This window comes from Methylotenera sp. L2L1, assembly GCF_000744605.1.
Classification (GTDB): Bacteria; Pseudomonadota; Gammaproteobacteria; order Burkholderiales; family Methylophilaceae; genus Methylotenera.
Genome location: NZ_JQMG01000001.1, coordinates 512,317 through 527,709, shown reverse-complemented (window position 1 = coordinate 527,709; position 15,393 = coordinate 512,317). Strand labels below are relative to the sequence as shown.

The window sequence follows — 15,393 nt, the reverse complement described above, 5'->3', positions numbered from 1 at the left end:
TTTAATAAAAGTGAGTGTAGGGAGTGCGCAATGGGTAAAGTGGGAACAGAGCAGCTGCATCGAATCGTCATCGTAGGTGGTGGAGCAGGCGGTTTGGAGTTGGCGACCAAATTAGGTGATAGTTTGGGACGCAAAGGTAAAGCAGAGATTACTTTGGTTGATAAATCAAAGACGCATGTCTGGAAGCCATTGTTGCATGAAATTGCGGCAGGAAGTATGAACCCAGAAAAGCATGAGCTGGTCTATATCGCTCAGGCCCATTGGCATCATTTTAAATTCCGACTTGGCAGCATGGACAGTCTAGATAGAGCTAACAAGGAAATTACAATCGCGCCTAACTATGACGAGGATGGTGTTGAGGTTATCCCACGTCGCACGATTCCGTATGATACTTTGGTGATTGCCGTAGGTAGTACTACCAACGATTTTGGCGTGAAAGGTGCGCGTGAGCACTCTATCGCCCTTGATACTCAAGACCAGGCTGAAAAATTCCATAGGCGCTTACACAACGCATTATTGCGGGCGCAGACTCAGGCGGAGCCGGTACAGGCTGGGCAATTAGAAGTGGTGATTGTTGGTGCTGGTGCAACTGGGGTTGAGCTCTCTGCGGAGTTGCATAATACAACGCGAGAATTAGCCGCTTACGGTCTTGATAAGATTGATCCAGACCGTGATGTGAAAATCTCTTTAATTGAAGCTAGCGATCGTGTATTGCCAGCGCTGCCGGCTAAGCTTTCTAACTCTGTTGATGTTGAATTAAGAAAATTACGCGTGCACTTATATATGGGTGAGCGCGTGACTGAAGTGACCAGCAAAGGCGTGCAAACGCATAGTGGCCGCTTCATTCCATCAGCGTTGGTAGTTTGGGCTGCTGGTATTAAAGCGCCTGATTTCTTGCGTGAAATTGATGGTTTGGCAACTAATCGGATTAACCAGTTAATCGTTAAACCTAGTTTACAAACCACATTAGATGACAATATATTTGCTTTTGGTGATTGTGCTGCATGTCCTTGGGTAGGACATGGTCAGGATGTGACAGTGCCGCCACGTGCGCAATCTGCACATCAGCAGGCGAGCATGTTAGTTAAAACATTAAAATACCGGGTCGCGGGAAAAACAGATTTACCGGAGTTCGCTTACCGGGACTATGGGTCACTCGTTAATTTAGGCAACTATACTACCGTTGGTAATTTGATGGGCGCGTTGTCAGGTGGCAGCTTGTTTATTGAAGGATTGATAGCACGTACGATGTATCAATCACTCTATAAGCTACATTTGATGGCTTTGCACGGATTTTGGAGCATGGCATTACAGACGCTTGCGAGAATGATAGCAAGGCGCACAGAGGCGCATGTAAAACTGCATTAATTATGCTGCAATAAGTAATGCATTGATAAAACGGATGGGCGGATATTGCGCTCATCCGTTTTTATTTGTACGGCAAGTGTATCGCAGGCGATTGTTTGATTATTAATTGAGATACTTGTAGCGTTTGTTGATGGCCATCATACATAAGCTCACAAATACACCAAATATAATCACGATAATATTTATGTGTAGGTTAGCCTTTACCATCAACAAGTAAGCACCTAACATGAGTAAGATGCCGATGTGTTCGTTGAAGTTCTGAACGGCAATTGAGTGGCCAGCACCAATCAGCTCATGCCCACGATGCTGTAGTAATGCATTTAATGGTACTACAAAGAACCCTGCAAGCGCACCGATGACAAACAGCAATATGACAGCTAGCTGCCAATGCTGTACAAAAGCCATGGCGACAACCAGTAAGCCCATGACGATGCCGGCAGGAAGTACTTTGGTTGATTCTTCTAATTTAATATAGCGTGCAGCAACGACAGAGCCTGCCGCAATGCCAACAGCTAGTATCGCCATCAGTTGAGTGGCTTGTTCTAGGCCAAAATTAAGGGCGCTTGCCGCCCAGGCAATGACAACGAGCCGTAATGTAGCGCCAGCACCCCAAAATAATGTTGTGACTGCAAGCGAGACCTGTCCGCGCGTATCTACCCATAAAGCTTTGAATGATTGCCAGAAATCGTAAAGCATGAATACAGGATTTTTCTTTGGTAGTTTGTGATCGATTGGCAGTTTAGGGATGTAAATATTAAATACTGACGCGACCATATACAGTAAGGTGATGATAATCATTGCAAAAGAAGGGTCGTGACTTGCCATGCTACCACCTAGCAACGCGCCTAAAATGATTGCAATGACAGTAGAGCCTTCCATCCAGCCATTAGCGCTGACTAACTTTTCGGGGGGAAGTAGCTCTGTCAATATGCCATATTTAGCTGGTGAGTATGCAGCTGCACCAATACCCACAATGCCATAAGCATACAGCGGCGGCATGCCTACCAACATGGCAAGACTGCCGATGAATTTAATGGCATTGGCAATAAACATCACCCGGCCTTTAGGCAATGCATCAGCAAATGAGCCTACAAAGGGTGCAAGCACAATGTAGGAAATCACAAAAAACTGCTGTAGCAATGGCGTATGCCAATCGGGTGAGTTTATTTGGGCAAGTAGTGCGATAGCCGCGAACAGCAGTGCGTTGTCAGCCAGAGCGGATAAAAACTGTGCGGTGAGTAAGGTGTAAAAACCTTTACACATATGCATTAGAAGTTACCTTTAGTGAAACGTACGTACAGTTCGTCAAGCATAAAATTACACATCATGGATAAGCCTATAAAATTTCCGCAGCAAAGTCAGCCAGACGCGAGCGCTCACCACGCTGTAATGTGATATGACCGTTGTGGTTCCAGCCTTTAAAACGATCAACCACATACGTGAGGCCTGAGCTACCTTCGGTTAAGTAAGGGGTGTCGATTTGTGCAATATTGCCCAAACAAACTACTTTTGTACCAGGCCCTGCGCGGGTAATCAGGGTTTTCATTTGTTTTGGCGTCAAGTTTTGCGCTTCATCAATAATTAAAAACTTATTTAAGAAAGTACGGCCACGCATGAAGTTTAATGATTTAATCTTGATGCGTGTGCGAATCAAGTCTTGGGTTGCAGCGCGACCCCAATCACCAGCCTCTTCATCGCTTTTGTTCAGTACATCCAAGTTGTCTTCTAAAGCACCCATCCATGGCGTCATTTTTTCCTCTTCTGTACCAGGTAAGAAGCCGATGTCTTCACCAACGGGGACAGTAACGCGCGTCATAATGATTTCAGAGTAGATTTTTTTATCCAATACTTGGGTAAGTGCTGCCGCTAATGTTAACAGTGTTTTACCTGTACCTGCTTGTCCTAGTAAAGAGACAAAGTCTACTTCTGGATCCATGAGTAGGTTTAATGCAAAATTTTGCTCGCGGTTACGCGCGGTGATACCCCATACATTATGTTTTGGTATAAGGTGGTCTTTAACAACCTCTAATACCGCAGTGTCTTTCTCAATGTTGCGCACAATAGCATGGAATGGTTTTTCAAACTCGTAATAAACAAACTCATTTACTAAAAATGTTTTGCACAGTGGGCCAGTGAGTCTATAAAACATGCGGCCAGACTCTTGCCACGACTCCATTGCTTTACTGTGCTTATCCCAAAAGTCCGCAGGCAACTCTTTCATGCCACTGTAGAGAATGTCGGTATCTTCTAAAACTTTGTCGTTAAAGTAGTCTTCGGCCAATACGCCCATGGCGCGCGCTTTAATCCGAACATTGATATCTTTACTGACTAGTATGACTTGTCGACTACTGTGCTGTTTTTGTAAGCAGAGGACAACACTGATGATTTGGTTATCTGCTTTGCTGCCAGCTAGCCCAGGTAGATCCAAATGTAGCTGCGTTGTTTGTAGAAACAGGCGGCCGGTAGCTTGCTTGTTACCGTTACGTGATAAAGGGCATCCTAGTTCTAAGTTAGTTAAGTCTGTGCCAACAATTTCTTCTAAACTGCGGCTGACTTGGCGTGCATTACGTGCAACTTCTGTAAGTCCTTTTTTGTTGTTGTCTAGCTCTTCCAATGTGACCATAGGCAGGTAAATGTCGTGCTCTTCAAACCTAAACACTGAAGAAGGGTCATGCATGAGTACATTCGTATCAAGAACAAATAGTTTGGATATGCCAGTATCTTTTTTAGCCATAAAAGACTTTCTAATAGTAATGAATGTAACGGAGTTGAACTAAAATTAAGCAAAAATTGAGTTAAGCAAAATACTTAAAGTTAAGCAAAATTGGGTTAAGTAAAACTTACTAAATGCATATTACGTTGCTTTGAAATGTTTATATTCAATTTTATGTGTCATATCAATCTATTTGCTTACGTGATTGACCAGCTATTAAAACTATAGTGACCCTATAAAGCTTAACACCTCTGCTGCATGGCCATCTACCTTAACACCACGCCATTCTTTAATTAAAACGCCATTTACGTCGATGATAAACGTACTACGTTCAATGCCTCGTACCTGTTTGCCATACATGTTTTTCATTTTGATGACATTAAACAGTGTGCAAGCGACTTCTTCGGTATCGGCTAACAACTCAAAAGGGAAATCAAATTTCGCTTTAAAGTTTTCATGTGACTTTAGGCTGTCACGTGAGATGCCAAATATTTCAGTATTTTTTATTTGGAAATCAGCATAGGCATCTCTGAACTGCATACCTTGCGTTGTACACCCTGGCGTAGAGTCTTTTGGGTAAAAGTAAATAACGAGGTACTTACCTATGAAATCCGAACGTTGGAATGTTTTTCCACTAGTAGCAGGTAATTGGAAATCAGGTACAGGTTGATTAAGCATAAGGTTATTGATCGCTGATATGAAACTTACCTACATTGTTGATAAAAAGCCCCATTAAGGCAAGTCTATATGTCATGTAAATGCGAATAATATTAAAAATATTTGTTTAGTGTTCCATGGTTTTTGCTCCATGGTTTTCTATTTATACAGCGTTGTGATGTGTATTGAGCATTTTTGGAAGAGAAATAATAATCGTGGTGCCACCGCCGTGTCTTGATGTAAATTGTAGTGAGCCGCCTAATACATCACATACTTTGAACGCGAAAGGAATGCCTATGCCTGTGCCAAATCGTTTGGTGGTGGGGGCACTCATTGCGCTGGGGTCGGGTGTGAATGGCATGCCGCTGCCACGATCCATTAAGTATAAATGGAATTCATTCTGTGCAATCTTGAGCGCAACCTCTATGGGGGCGTTTTTACTTGATGCATCAATTGCATTTAGTAGTAAGTTGTAGATGACTTGTTCTAATAGATGATGGTCAGTAAAAATCTCGTCATTATTGCTAGCGTTAGGTTTAGGCCAGCTTGGTAATGAAAGCTGAATGGATTTCTCAGAGATTTTTTGCTGTAATGGTGTTAGGGCACCATTCACAATTTCATGCATGTTGGTATAAGTTGGCTGTGGCTTTAAAGGGTGCAAGTACGCCAGTAATGCGCCGGTCCAGCGCTCTAGTCGATCAACCGTGTTAATAATACCGTTAATTGACTCTTGCGTTTCGGCATTGTTGTTGGGGTCATCCATCACTTGTGCTGTTGCGCGGATGCTCGCAAGCGGGTTACGAATGTTATGGGCGAGCATAGGCACCAATAAGCCTTGAGCTGCTTGTTTTTCGGTACGAATCAAGTTCTCTTGGCTAGTTAATAACTTATCAGCCATTTCGTTAACTGCTTTAGATAAAGAGGCGAGCTCTTCAATATTTTCATCAGGCGCTTTGTGCATTAGGTTGCCAGCGCTGATTTCCGTAGTGGCGTGCAGTAAGCCTTCAATAGGTCTGACGATTGAGCGTTTCAGGAAAAACCGTGAGAATAGTAAAAGTAGAATTGCCAGTATAAGTGGTGTAAATAGTAAGTAATTAGATTTACGTTTGCTGTTTTTGAGTTGCGTATCTAATTCAGCTTGTTTTTGGTTTAGTAGCTGTTCGGTGCTGGCGAGCAATGATTCATAGCGGTTAAATAATCCAGCCTCTAAATCTGTGTTCAATATTTTCTTAAGGTCGTCGCTGCTGAGGTGTGCGTCTTGATCAAATAACGCGGACGTCTCAGAAACAAAGGCCTGATAGCCAGCATGCAAGTCACCAATCGCAGTTTTTTCAGCTTCACCTACTGCAAGTAGTTGTAATTGCTTGAAATGGCCTTCCACAGAAAGTGTAAATTGATTGTATTCGCTTCGCGCTTCTGGGTCGTCTAGGAAATAAGCATCAAACAGCTCTTTTAATTGGCGGTATAGGTCGCCGCGAGTTTGCTGCATTTCTTGAACAAGTGAGTTAATCCGGTTGGATTCTTGGCTTGACTGGTCTTGAAGTTGGATGCCGATTGCACCAATTGAGGCTACTAGAAAGATGAGTAAGATAAAAGCAAGCTCATGGATGAGTAAAAGGTCTTTAAGAGAGGTCTTTTTGTTAGCCACGGCAGTAGGTTGAATGATTATTCGAGTTTAAATGGTACAGGAACAGTAATGGTAAAGTTACTATTCCGCAATGCTTCTGGCGGTGTGGGGAATGGTAAGGCTTTCTCTACCATTTCAAGCGCTTGTTTATCTAACACCTCATAACCGCTGGATTGCGTGATTTTTTTTGATTTAATCTTGCCAGTACCATCTAGTTCAAGCTCAATAATAGTCTCGCCCTGCCAGCCACGCATTTGGGCAATTTTAGGATACTTTTTATGCTTGCTGATTGCGTTCCATAGTGCGTTGCCATATCGACCAGTGGCATTGTCTATCTCTGCTTGGCTAGGCGGAGGAGGTTCTTTGGGTTCAGGCGTAGCTACTGTCTGCGTGGGCACGATGCGTTCTGGTGCGGGTTTTACTGCAATCACTTCTGGCGGTGCTGTAATTGTTGGTGTTTCGACGACTGGCTGGGTTTGTTGAACAATAGGGCTGGGCTTCTCTTTAATAACAGGTTTTGGCTCAGGTTTTAATTTAGGTTGAATTTGAGGTTGTATAACTTCAGGTGGGGGCTGTACTGGTTCGGGTTCTGCAGGAGGTTGTGCCTCTGCTTTTTTAGCTAAACTTATCTCTAATACCTCAGGCTCTTTGACGTCATCAAGTTTCATATTCGGGATGATCAGCGCGAGTAAGCCATGCAACAGTATTGAGCAAACAATAGCCCATACGATTGTATATTCCTTTGGAGAGGGTTGGATTACAGCTGAATTCAAAGAGAAAAAAGACCTAGTGAATAGAGGTTGATTTAAAAATGACACGAAATTATACAACAAGCAACCCTGATTACTAGTGTGCTGTTTTGATTGATTACATTTTGATGATGGTTCACTTTATTCATGAGGCATTTGGTGCTTATTAATCTAAATAAAACAGTGGGTTAAATAATTCCATCCAGCACTTGTACTTGTACCATTGCTCCTGCATCTAAGTTGCCAACAGCATCATCTAGCACGATAAAACAGTTCGCTAAGGACATGGAGCTTAATAAAGCCGAGCCTTGTGCCCCCGTTGGTTTTACACGCCAAGTGCCATCCGTATCAGTAAATAGTATGCCGCGTTGAAACTCTGTGCGACCTGATAGTTTTTTAATTGCTTGCGAGCACTGTACTTGAAACATGGCTAATGGTATAGGGTTGGACTGTCCCATTAGTCTTAGTAGGGCATCACGCACGAACTGATAAAAAGTAACCATGACGGCAACAGGATTACCAGGCAAGCCAAAATAGTGTGCGTTGCCCACTTTGCCATAGGCAAGCGGCCTGCCCGGCTTCATTGCTACTTTCCAAAACATGACCTGGCCATGTTTGGCGAGTAGCAGTTTCATGTAGTCGGCTTCACCCACAGAGACGCCACCACTCGTGATGACTACATCGGCTTGAGTTGAGGCGCTTAGTAAAGTTTCCTCAAGAAGCGTAGGATTATCCGCAATGGCTCCCATGTCGATCACTTCAATACCAAGCCGCGTAAGCATGCCGAAAAGTGTGTAACGATTGCTATCGTATACTTGCCCAGTTTTAAGTGGTTGCCCTACACCTACTAGTTCATCTCCAGTAGAAAAGAATGCTACTTTTAACTTACGATAGGCTTGCACCTCTGCAATCCCTAGCGATGCGATTAAGCCTAAATCTGCGGGGCGCATCAGGTGGCCTTTGGTTAGAACAGATTGCCCTAGTTTTAAATCTTCTCCTGCATAGCGAACATTTGCTTGCGGTTTAGGCGCTTCACTAATGTTAATAAACTCACCATCAGTGACAGTTTTTTCTTGTACCACTACGGTATCGGTACCCGCTGGCATGGCAGCGCCGGTCATGATTCTGACGCATTGCCCATCGCTTACTGTGTCATCAAAGGCTTTCCCGGCAAACGCTGTTCCCACTACTTTTAGGCGCTGTGTCTTAAGGTCGCTGGCTTTTAGTGCGTAACCATCCATTGCCGAATTATCATAGTTGGGTACGTTGGCCGGTGACATGATGTCTGCTGCCAGTACGCGCCCTAAGCTATCACGTAATGCGAGTGTTTCCGTTTCAGATACCGGGTTTAGAAATTGCTGAATATACTCACGGGCTTTGGCTACGTGCATGGCGTTAGGATCGTAATCATCCATGCAGCTAGGGTTGTTGGCTAAGGTTTGGAGAGAGGTGTCGCTAGTCATTTGATGTGTATTGAACGTTAATTGTCTAGTTTACTAAGTTAAAAGAGATGGCTTAGGTCTTGCACGCAAATCGGTAGCATCTTATTGTGCTTGCCCTAATGAGCGGTGCTTTGCGCCAGCTTTGATTCTAGTTTGATAATATCATCTGGGCTATTTAAATTTTCAAATGCGTCATTGTCATCTCCAAAGTCCACTTCTACGTAATGCTGACTTTTTTGCCATGCATGTACTTTTCTGTTGCCTTGAGCTAGAAAATAATCGAGGCTAGGGAGCAGTGTTTTCTTGCATAGACAAAATACAGGGTGATTGTTGCCACCGCAAGTGGCTACGGCAATATCTGCATTGGCTTGCAATAAGCCTGTTTTGAGTTTCTGCACCAAATTAGCAGGCAGTAATGGCGAGTCGCATGGCACAAATAGCACTAAATCATGGCTTGCATGCTTGAGTCCTAGTTGCATCCCCGCCAATGGGCCTGCAAAATCTGAGATTTCATCTTGCAGTACGCGGTAGCCTAGCGTGTTGTAATACGCTAATTCTCGGTTTGCATTAATCATAATTTCATCGACTTGTGGCGTTAGTCTGGCAATGACATGCTGGATAAGAGGCTGGGATTGAAATTGCACCAACCCTTTGTCCACACCACCCATGCGTGTAGCTAGCCCGCCTGCAAGAATGAGCGCTGAGACTGGCACTTAGCCGCCGGTATGTGACATGAACCTTACCACCGCAGGCTTGGCGCGCCGTAAATCGAAATCATGCCCTTTGGGTTTAATGGACATGCTATCAAGGATAGCATGTATCAATGGCTGGTCATCGTCAGGATGGTTGCGTAGCAATGGCATTAGGTCCACTTTGTCTTCTTGGCCCAGGCATAGAAATAGCTCGCCTTTGCAGGTGATGCGTACGCGATTGCATGCCTCACAGAAATTGTGTGAGTGTGGTGAGATAAAGCCGATTTTCGTGTTGCTGTCAGTAACCCGCCAGTAACGCGCAGGGCCGCCTGTGTTGACCGTACTGGCGGTCAGAGCGTACTTGCTTTGCAGGGTTTTTAGGGTTTCTGCATTGCTGACGAAAGTAGATTCCCGTGTATGGTCAACTTCACCTAATGGCATTTCTTCAATAAAAGAAATATCTATAGCTTGTTGAATGGCAAAGTCAACGAGGGCCTGTGCTTCATCGTCGTTGGTGCCGCGCATGAGTACTGTGTTGAGTTTGATATTGTCAAAACCAGCTTGCTTGGCAGCTTGTATGCCGCGCAGTACTTTATCGAGCTCGCCAGTACGGGTGATTTTTTTAAAGCGCTCGCTGTTTAAACTATCCAGGCTGATGTTAATACGCTTAACGCCCGCTTGTTTTAAGCTGGTAGCTTGTTTCTCTAGTTGGCTACCATTGGTAGTAAGCACTAACTCTTTTAGTTTTTCAAGTTTGCCCACTTCTTCAAATAGCCAGAGTGCATTTTTACGTACTAGCGGCTCGCCGCCTGTGATGCGCACCTTGGTTACGCCTAGCTGCACAAATGCTTTTATCAGGCGCAGGCATTCTTCTAAACTGAGTACTTCATCGCGCGGCAGAAAGGTCATTTCTTCGGCCATACAGTAAGTGCATCTAAAGTCGCAGCGGTCTGTGATAGAAAGCCGAATATAGTCAACCTGACGGCCAAATTGGTCGATCAGCTTGTCTGGATAATTGGATGTTGAGTCAGGCACTTTTTAAGTCACGAGTTGTCGTATCTAGTAGGATTTTACATTTCAGTAACATTTTACATTAATATTATAGTAGGATTGTAGTATCGTCATAATAGTTGCTTTGGAGATATTAGCTTGCTTGATTCAAATACACCACTAGTAGATGCTGATGCGTTAATTAGTCGCTTAATTACCGAACATCAACATCGCCCTGGCGCATTGTTACCGTTGTTGCATGCGATTCAAGACAATCTAGGTTATGTGCCTGAGTCTGCCTATCCGCAGATATCAAAAGCATTGGCTTTATCCGTAGCGGAAGTGCACGGCGTGGTTACATTCTACCACCACTTTAGAACACATAAGCCTGGTCGCAATGTAATGCAGATTTGTCGTGCTGAATCATGCCAGTCTATGGGTAGTGAAGCATTAGAAGCGCATGCGAAGAAGTGCCTGAATATTGATTACCACCAAACCACTGCCGATAACGCAATTACACTAGAAGCCGTGTACTGTTTAGGAAACTGTGCATTGTCGCCATCGGTGATGATGAACGATGAGATTTATGGACGAGTGTCTCCGTCTGATTTAGATGCACTGATTGCGGAGGCAAAAGCATGACAACAACGATTTATATTCCACGCGACTCAAGTGCTTTGTCAGTGGGTGCAGAAAAAGTAGCAGTTGCTATTGCCGCAGAAGCAAAAAGCCGTGGTTTGGATGTAGAAATTATCCGTAATGGTTCTCGCGGCCTGTATTGGCTGGAAACCATGGTGGAAGTATCTACTCCTAAAGGCCGTGTTGCTTATGGTCCGGTAAAAGTAAAAGACGTACCTTCACTATTTGACGCTGATTTTATCAATGCAAAACCTCACGCTTTAAGTTTGGGTTTAACAGAAGAAATCGACTGGATTAAAAAACAGCAACGTTTGACGTTTGCACGTGTAGGTGTGACTAACCCGGTGTCGCTGGATGATTACATTGCACATGATGGCTATAAAGGCCTGAAAAATGCACTAAAACTTAGCGGCGCAGAAATTGTTAAAGCTGTGACTGACTCAGGTTTGCGTGGTCGCGGCGGTGCAGCGTTCCCTACCGGGATTAAATGGAACACGGTACTGGGCTGTGCGTCAGAACAGAAATACGTCGTGTGTAATGCCGATGAGGGTGACTCAGGCACATACTCAGACCGAATGATTATGGAAGGCGATCCGTTCGTGTTGATCGAGGGGATGACCATCGCCGGTGTCGCAGTGGGCGCTACACAAGGCTATATTTACCTGCGTTCAGAGTATCCTCACGCATTGGTAGCCTTGAATCAGGCAATTGAGGTAGCAAATAAAGCGGGTTATTTAGGTGATGATGTTTTAGGCAGCGGTAAAGCTTTCCACTTGGAAGTGCGCCGTGCTGCGGGTGCTTATGTCTGTGGTGAAGAAACCTCATTGCTAGAGAGCTTGGAGGGTAAACGTGGTCTGGTACGCTTTAAACCGCCACTACCTGCGATTGAAGGCTTGTTTGGCAAGCCAACGGTTGTTAATAATGTGATTTCACTGGCTTCAGTGCCGATTATTTTAGATAAAGGCGCGCAATATTATGCTGATTACGGCATGGGCCGTTCACGTGGCACGCTACCAATTCAGCTGGCTGGTAATCTTAAACATAATGGCTTGGTAGAGTTAGCGTTTGGTGCAACTTTGCGTGAGTTGCTGTATGACTTTGGCGGCGGCTCTGCGACTGGTAAGCCTATCCGTGCCGTGCAGGTAGGCGGGCCTTTAGGCGCATTTTTGCCTGAGAGCCAGTTTGATACACCTTTAGACTACGAAGAGTTTACTAAAATTTGGGCGGTGCTTGGTCACGGCGGTATTGTTGCATTTGACGATACGGTTGATATGTCAAAAATGGCACGTTATGCCTTTGAGTTCTGTGCGGTTGAGTCTTGTGGCAAATGTACCCCTTGCCGTATTGGTTCAACCCGCGGCGTTGAGGTGATTGATAAAATTCGATCCGGTAAAGACCACGCTAAAAATATTCAATTGGTACGCGATCTAAGTGACACCATGCTGAATGGCTCTTTATGCGCACTTGGTGGCATGACCCCTTATCCTGTACTTAGCGCACTAAATCACTTCCCGCAAGACTTTGGACTACCTGCTGAAACGCAAGCGGGTTAGGAGAGAACAATGGACGAAATTAAATACAATTCGAGCATCGACTACGGAACCCCTAAAAGTCAATCGGCTAAGCAAGTGACGCTGACGATCGATGACAGAGAAATTACAGTGCCTGATGGCGTTTCTATCATGCACGCAGCGGCAGTGGCTGGCGTAATGGTGCCTAAATTATGTGCAACCGATAGCTTGGAGCCGTTTGGTTCATGCCGTTTGTGCTTGGTGGAGATCGAAGGCCGCCGTGGCTACCCAGCATCATGTACCACGCCAGTTGCTGATGGCTTAAAAGTGCATACACAGACGCCAAAGCTTGCTGACATTCGTCGCGGCACCATGGAGCTTTACATTTCAGACCATCCCTTAGATTGCCTCACTTGTGCAACCAACGGTGACTGTGAATTACAAGACATGGCGGGTGCGGTAGGCTTGCGTGAAGTGCGTTATGGTTATGATGGTGAAAATCACCTCAATTCAGTAAAAGACGAAACTAACCCATACTTCACGTTCGACCCGAGTAAATGTATTGTGTGTTCACGTTGCGTACGTGCGTGTGAGGAAACGCAAGGTACATTCGCGCTAACAATTTCAGGCCGAGGTTTTGAATCTAAAGTTTCTGCCGGCAATAAAGACTTCTTGGATTCAGAGTGCGTTTCTTGCGGCGCTTGTGTACAAGCTTGTCCAACAGCAACCTTGATAGAAAAAACAGTGATTGAAGCTGGTACGCCGGAGCATAGCGTCACGACTACCTGTGCATACTGCGGTGTGGGCTGTAGCTTTGACGCGGAAATGAAAGGCGAAGAAGTTGTTCGCATGACGCCAACCAAAGATGGCGGTGCTAACCATGGACACTCATGTGTAAAAGGCCGTTTCGCATGGGGTTATGCAACGCATAAAGACCGCATCACCACACCGATGATTCGTAAGAGTATCAAAGACCCTTGGCAACAAGTGGGCTGGGACGCAGCGATTAACTACGCAGCGAGCGAGCTAACCCGTATTCAGAAACAATATGGCAGCGATGCTATCGGCGGTATTACCTCTTCACGTTGTACTAATGAAGAAGTTTACGTGACGCAAAAGTTGATTCGCGCGGTATTTGGCGTGAACAACGTTGATACGTGTGCGCGTGTTTGCCACAGCCCAACCGGCTATGGTTTAAAACAAACACTGGGTGAATCAGCCGGTACACAAACGTTTGATTCAGTTATGCATTCTGATGTGATTTTCATCATCGGTGCTAACCCAACAGATGGCCACCCTGTATTTGCATCGCAAATGAAGCGTCGTTTACGTGAAGGTGCGAAGCTCATTATTGCTGACCCACGTGAAATTGACTTGGTGGCTAATTCCCCACACATCCGTGCGGATTACCACCTCAAATTGCGTCCAGGTACTAACGTTGCCTTGATTTCAGCATTGGCGCATGTGATTGTGACTGAGGGCTTGGTACAAGAAGCGTTTGTGAAAGAGCGTTGCGAGTGGGATTCATTCGTCGAGTGGCGTGATTTTGTGGCTAAGCCAGAAAACTCACCTGAAGCGCTAGCTGAAGAGTTGGGCGTAGATGCTGAAACCATACGTGCTGCAGCACGTATGTATGCTACAGGTGGCGATGCTGCGATTTACTATGGCCTAGGTGTGACCGAGCATAGCCAAGGTTCTACCACAGTGATGGGTATTGCTAACTTGGCTATGGCAACTGCTAATATCGGCCGTGAAGGTGTGGGTGTTAACCCATTGCGCGGTCAAAATAACGTGCAAGGTTCATGCGATATGGGTTCTATGCCGCATGAGTTCCCAGGTTACCGTCACGTGGCAGACGATGCGACACGTGCCTTGTTTGAATCAGCTTGGGGCAGGCCTTTAAGCAAAGAACCAGGCTTACGTATTCCAAACATGCTGGACGAAGCTAGCGAAGGTAACTTCAAAGGGCTGTATTGTGTTGGTGAAGATATTGTGCAGTCAGACCCGAACACCCAGCACGTCACACACGCTTTAGAAAATATGGAGTGCGTGATTGTTCAAGATTTGTTCCTGAACGAAACAGCCATGTTTGCGCACGTGTTTTTCCCAGGGGCTTCATTCTTAGAGAAGAGTGGTACATTTACCAATGCTGAACGCCGTATTTCACCGGTGCGTAGAGTGATGCGTCCAAAAAATGGTTATGAAGATTGGGAAGTGACCACTAAATTATCTGAAGCATTAGGTTACCCAATGCAATACAACCACGCTTCAGAAATTATGGATGAGATTGCTGCGTTAACGCCTACATTCCGTGGTGTAAGCTTCAAGAAACTGGATGAAGTGGGTAGCGTACAGTGGCCATGTGATGATGAGCATCCAGACGGCACACCAATCATGCATATTGACGAGTTTGTGCGTGGTAAAGGTAAGTTCTTTGTTACCCAATACGTGCCAACGACAGAAAAAGTGAATGCTAAATTCCCATTGATTCTGACGACAGGTCGTATTTTGTCTCAATACAACGTAGGTGCGCAAACACGTAGAACTCAAAACACTGCATGGCATCCTGAAGATATCCTTGAGATTCACCCACATGACGCAGAAGAGCGCGGTGTGAAAGAGGGTGACTGGGTCGGTATTGCGAGCCGTGCGGGTGAAACCGTATTGCGCGCTAAAATTACAGAGCGTGTACAGGTTGGTGTTGTTTATACAACATTCCACCACCCTGAGTCAGGCGCTAACGTGATTACCACTGACAACTCAGACTGGGCAACCAACTGTCCTGAGTTTAAAGTAACCGCGGTACAAGTGTCACGTGTTAGTCAGTTGTCTGATTGGCAAAAACACTACAAGACCTTTAGTGAAGCGCAAATTGCTTTTGCCGGTAAAAAAGCAGAAGCAGTAAAAGTTAGTTAGGAGTTTAGGCTGTCTTTAATATTAGATGCATCTACCAGTCAGTTCGAGGTTGAGCAGTGGCAAGATGGAAAGCTACAGCTAGCCTCGGA

Annotated in this window: 12 protein-coding genes; 4 read left to right on the top strand and 8 right to left on the bottom strand. The window is 45.1% G+C overall.

All coding sequences use genetic code 11. The features are described 5' to 3' along the window. The first annotated feature begins 30 nt into the window (after nt 1-30). Entirely contained in the window at nt 31-1,368 is a 1,338-nt protein-coding gene (locus FG24_RS02500) for an NAD(P)/FAD-dependent oxidoreductase (protein WP_036300655.1), read from the top strand. Between the two features lie 102 nt (nt 1,369-1,470). Here the strand turns inward: FG24_RS02500 and lplT are convergent, their stop codons facing one another. The 8 genes from lplT to moaA all read right to left on the bottom strand — a co-directional run bounded on the left by lplT (nt 1,471) and on the right by moaA (nt 10,283). Beyond that, nucleotides 1,471-2,631, bottom strand: coding sequence for a lysophospholipid transporter LplT (gene lplT / locus FG24_RS02495; protein WP_036303864.1), 1,161 nt, complete (start codon nt 2,629-2,631; stop codon nt 1,471-1,473). 73 nt (nt 2,632-2,704) lie between these two features. After that, on the bottom strand, nt 2,705-4,102 hold the full coding sequence (locus FG24_RS02490) for a PhoH family protein (protein ID WP_036300652.1): 1,398 nt from the start codon (nt 4,100-4,102) through the stop codon (nt 2,705-2,707). Between the two features lie 201 nt (nt 4,103-4,303). Next, nucleotides 4,304-4,759 (bottom strand): peroxiredoxin, encoded by a 456-nt coding sequence (locus FG24_RS02485; RefSeq protein WP_036300650.1) that lies wholly within the window; start codon nt 4,757-4,759, stop codon nt 4,304-4,306. Nucleotides 4,760-4,901: 142 nt separating this feature from the next. Beyond that, the gene (locus tag FG24_RS02480; protein WP_051901397.1) at nt 4,902-6,386 is read right to left on the bottom strand and encodes a sensor histidine kinase; all 1,485 of its coding nucleotides are present in this window, start codon (nt 6,384-6,386) and stop codon (nt 4,902-4,904) included. Between the two features lie 17 nt (nt 6,387-6,403). After that, a complete protein-coding gene (locus FG24_RS02475) occupies nt 6,404-7,138 on the bottom strand; it encodes an energy transducer TonB (RefSeq protein ID WP_036300646.1) in 735 nt (244 codons plus the stop codon). Between the two features lie 164 nt (nt 7,139-7,302). Further along, on the bottom strand, nt 7,303-8,577 hold the full coding sequence (gene moeA, locus FG24_RS02470; RefSeq protein WP_036300642.1) for a molybdopterin molybdotransferase MoeA: 1,275 nt from the start codon (nt 8,575-8,577) through the stop codon (nt 7,303-7,305). Nucleotides 8,578-8,672: 95 nt separating this feature from the next. Beyond that, on the bottom strand, nt 8,673-9,269 hold the full coding sequence (mobA, locus tag FG24_RS02465) for a molybdenum cofactor guanylyltransferase MobA (RefSeq protein WP_036300641.1): 597 nt from the start codon (nt 9,267-9,269) through the stop codon (nt 8,673-8,675). After that, on the bottom strand, nt 9,270-10,283 hold the full coding sequence (gene moaA, locus FG24_RS02460; RefSeq protein WP_036300639.1) for a GTP 3',8-cyclase MoaA: 1,014 nt from the start codon (nt 10,281-10,283) through the stop codon (nt 9,270-9,272). It abuts the gene before it with no gap. 114 nt (nt 10,284-10,397) lie between these two features. On the opposite strand from moaA, the gene FG24_RS02455 reads away from it, so the two are divergent. Genes FG24_RS02455 through fdhF form a run of 3 tightly spaced genes read left to right on the top strand, consistent with a single transcriptional unit; the run spans nt 10,398 to nt 15,304 of the window. After that, on the top strand, nt 10,398-10,880 hold the full coding sequence (locus FG24_RS02455; protein WP_081880920.1) for a formate dehydrogenase subunit gamma: 483 nt from the start codon (nt 10,398-10,400) through the stop codon (nt 10,878-10,880). Next, on the top strand, nt 10,877-12,430 hold the full coding sequence (locus FG24_RS02450) for a formate dehydrogenase beta subunit (RefSeq protein WP_036300633.1): 1,554 nt from the start codon (nt 10,877-10,879) through the stop codon (nt 12,428-12,430). The genes FG24_RS02455 and FG24_RS02450 overlap by 4 nt, the downstream gene beginning before the upstream one ends. A gap of 9 nt (nt 12,431-12,439) precedes the next feature. Beyond that, nucleotides 12,440-15,304, top strand: coding sequence for a formate dehydrogenase subunit alpha (fdhF, locus tag FG24_RS02445; RefSeq protein WP_036300631.1), 2,865 nt, complete (start codon nt 12,440-12,442; stop codon nt 15,302-15,304). Nucleotides 15,305-15,393: the final 89 nt, after the last annotated feature.

Excerpts from the sequence above, each read along its gene's own strand:
- FG24_RS02500 (WP_036300655.1), top strand. The coding sequence starts at position 31 with ATGGGTAAAGTGGGAACAGAGCAGCTGCATCGAATCGTCATCGTAGGT.
- lplT (WP_036303864.1), bottom strand. The coding sequence starts at position 2,631 with ATGTGTAAAGGTTTTTACACCTTACTCACCGCACAGTTTTTATCCGCT.
- FG24_RS02490 (WP_036300652.1), bottom strand. The coding sequence starts at position 4,102 with ATGGCTAAAAAAGATACTGGCATATCCAAACTATTTGTTCTTGATACG.
- FG24_RS02485 (WP_036300650.1), bottom strand. The coding sequence starts at position 4,759 with ATGCTTAATCAACCTGTACCTGATTTCCAATTACCTGCTACTAGTGGA.
- moeA (WP_036300642.1), bottom strand. The coding sequence starts at position 8,577 with ATGACTAGCGACACCTCTCTCCAAACCTTAGCCAACAACCCTAGCTGC.
- FG24_RS02450 (WP_036300633.1), top strand. The coding sequence starts at position 10,877 with ATGACAACAACGATTTATATTCCACGCGACTCAAGTGCTTTGTCAGTG.
- fdhF (WP_036300631.1), top strand. The coding sequence starts at position 12,440 with ATGGACGAAATTAAATACAATTCGAGCATCGACTACGGAACCCCTAAA.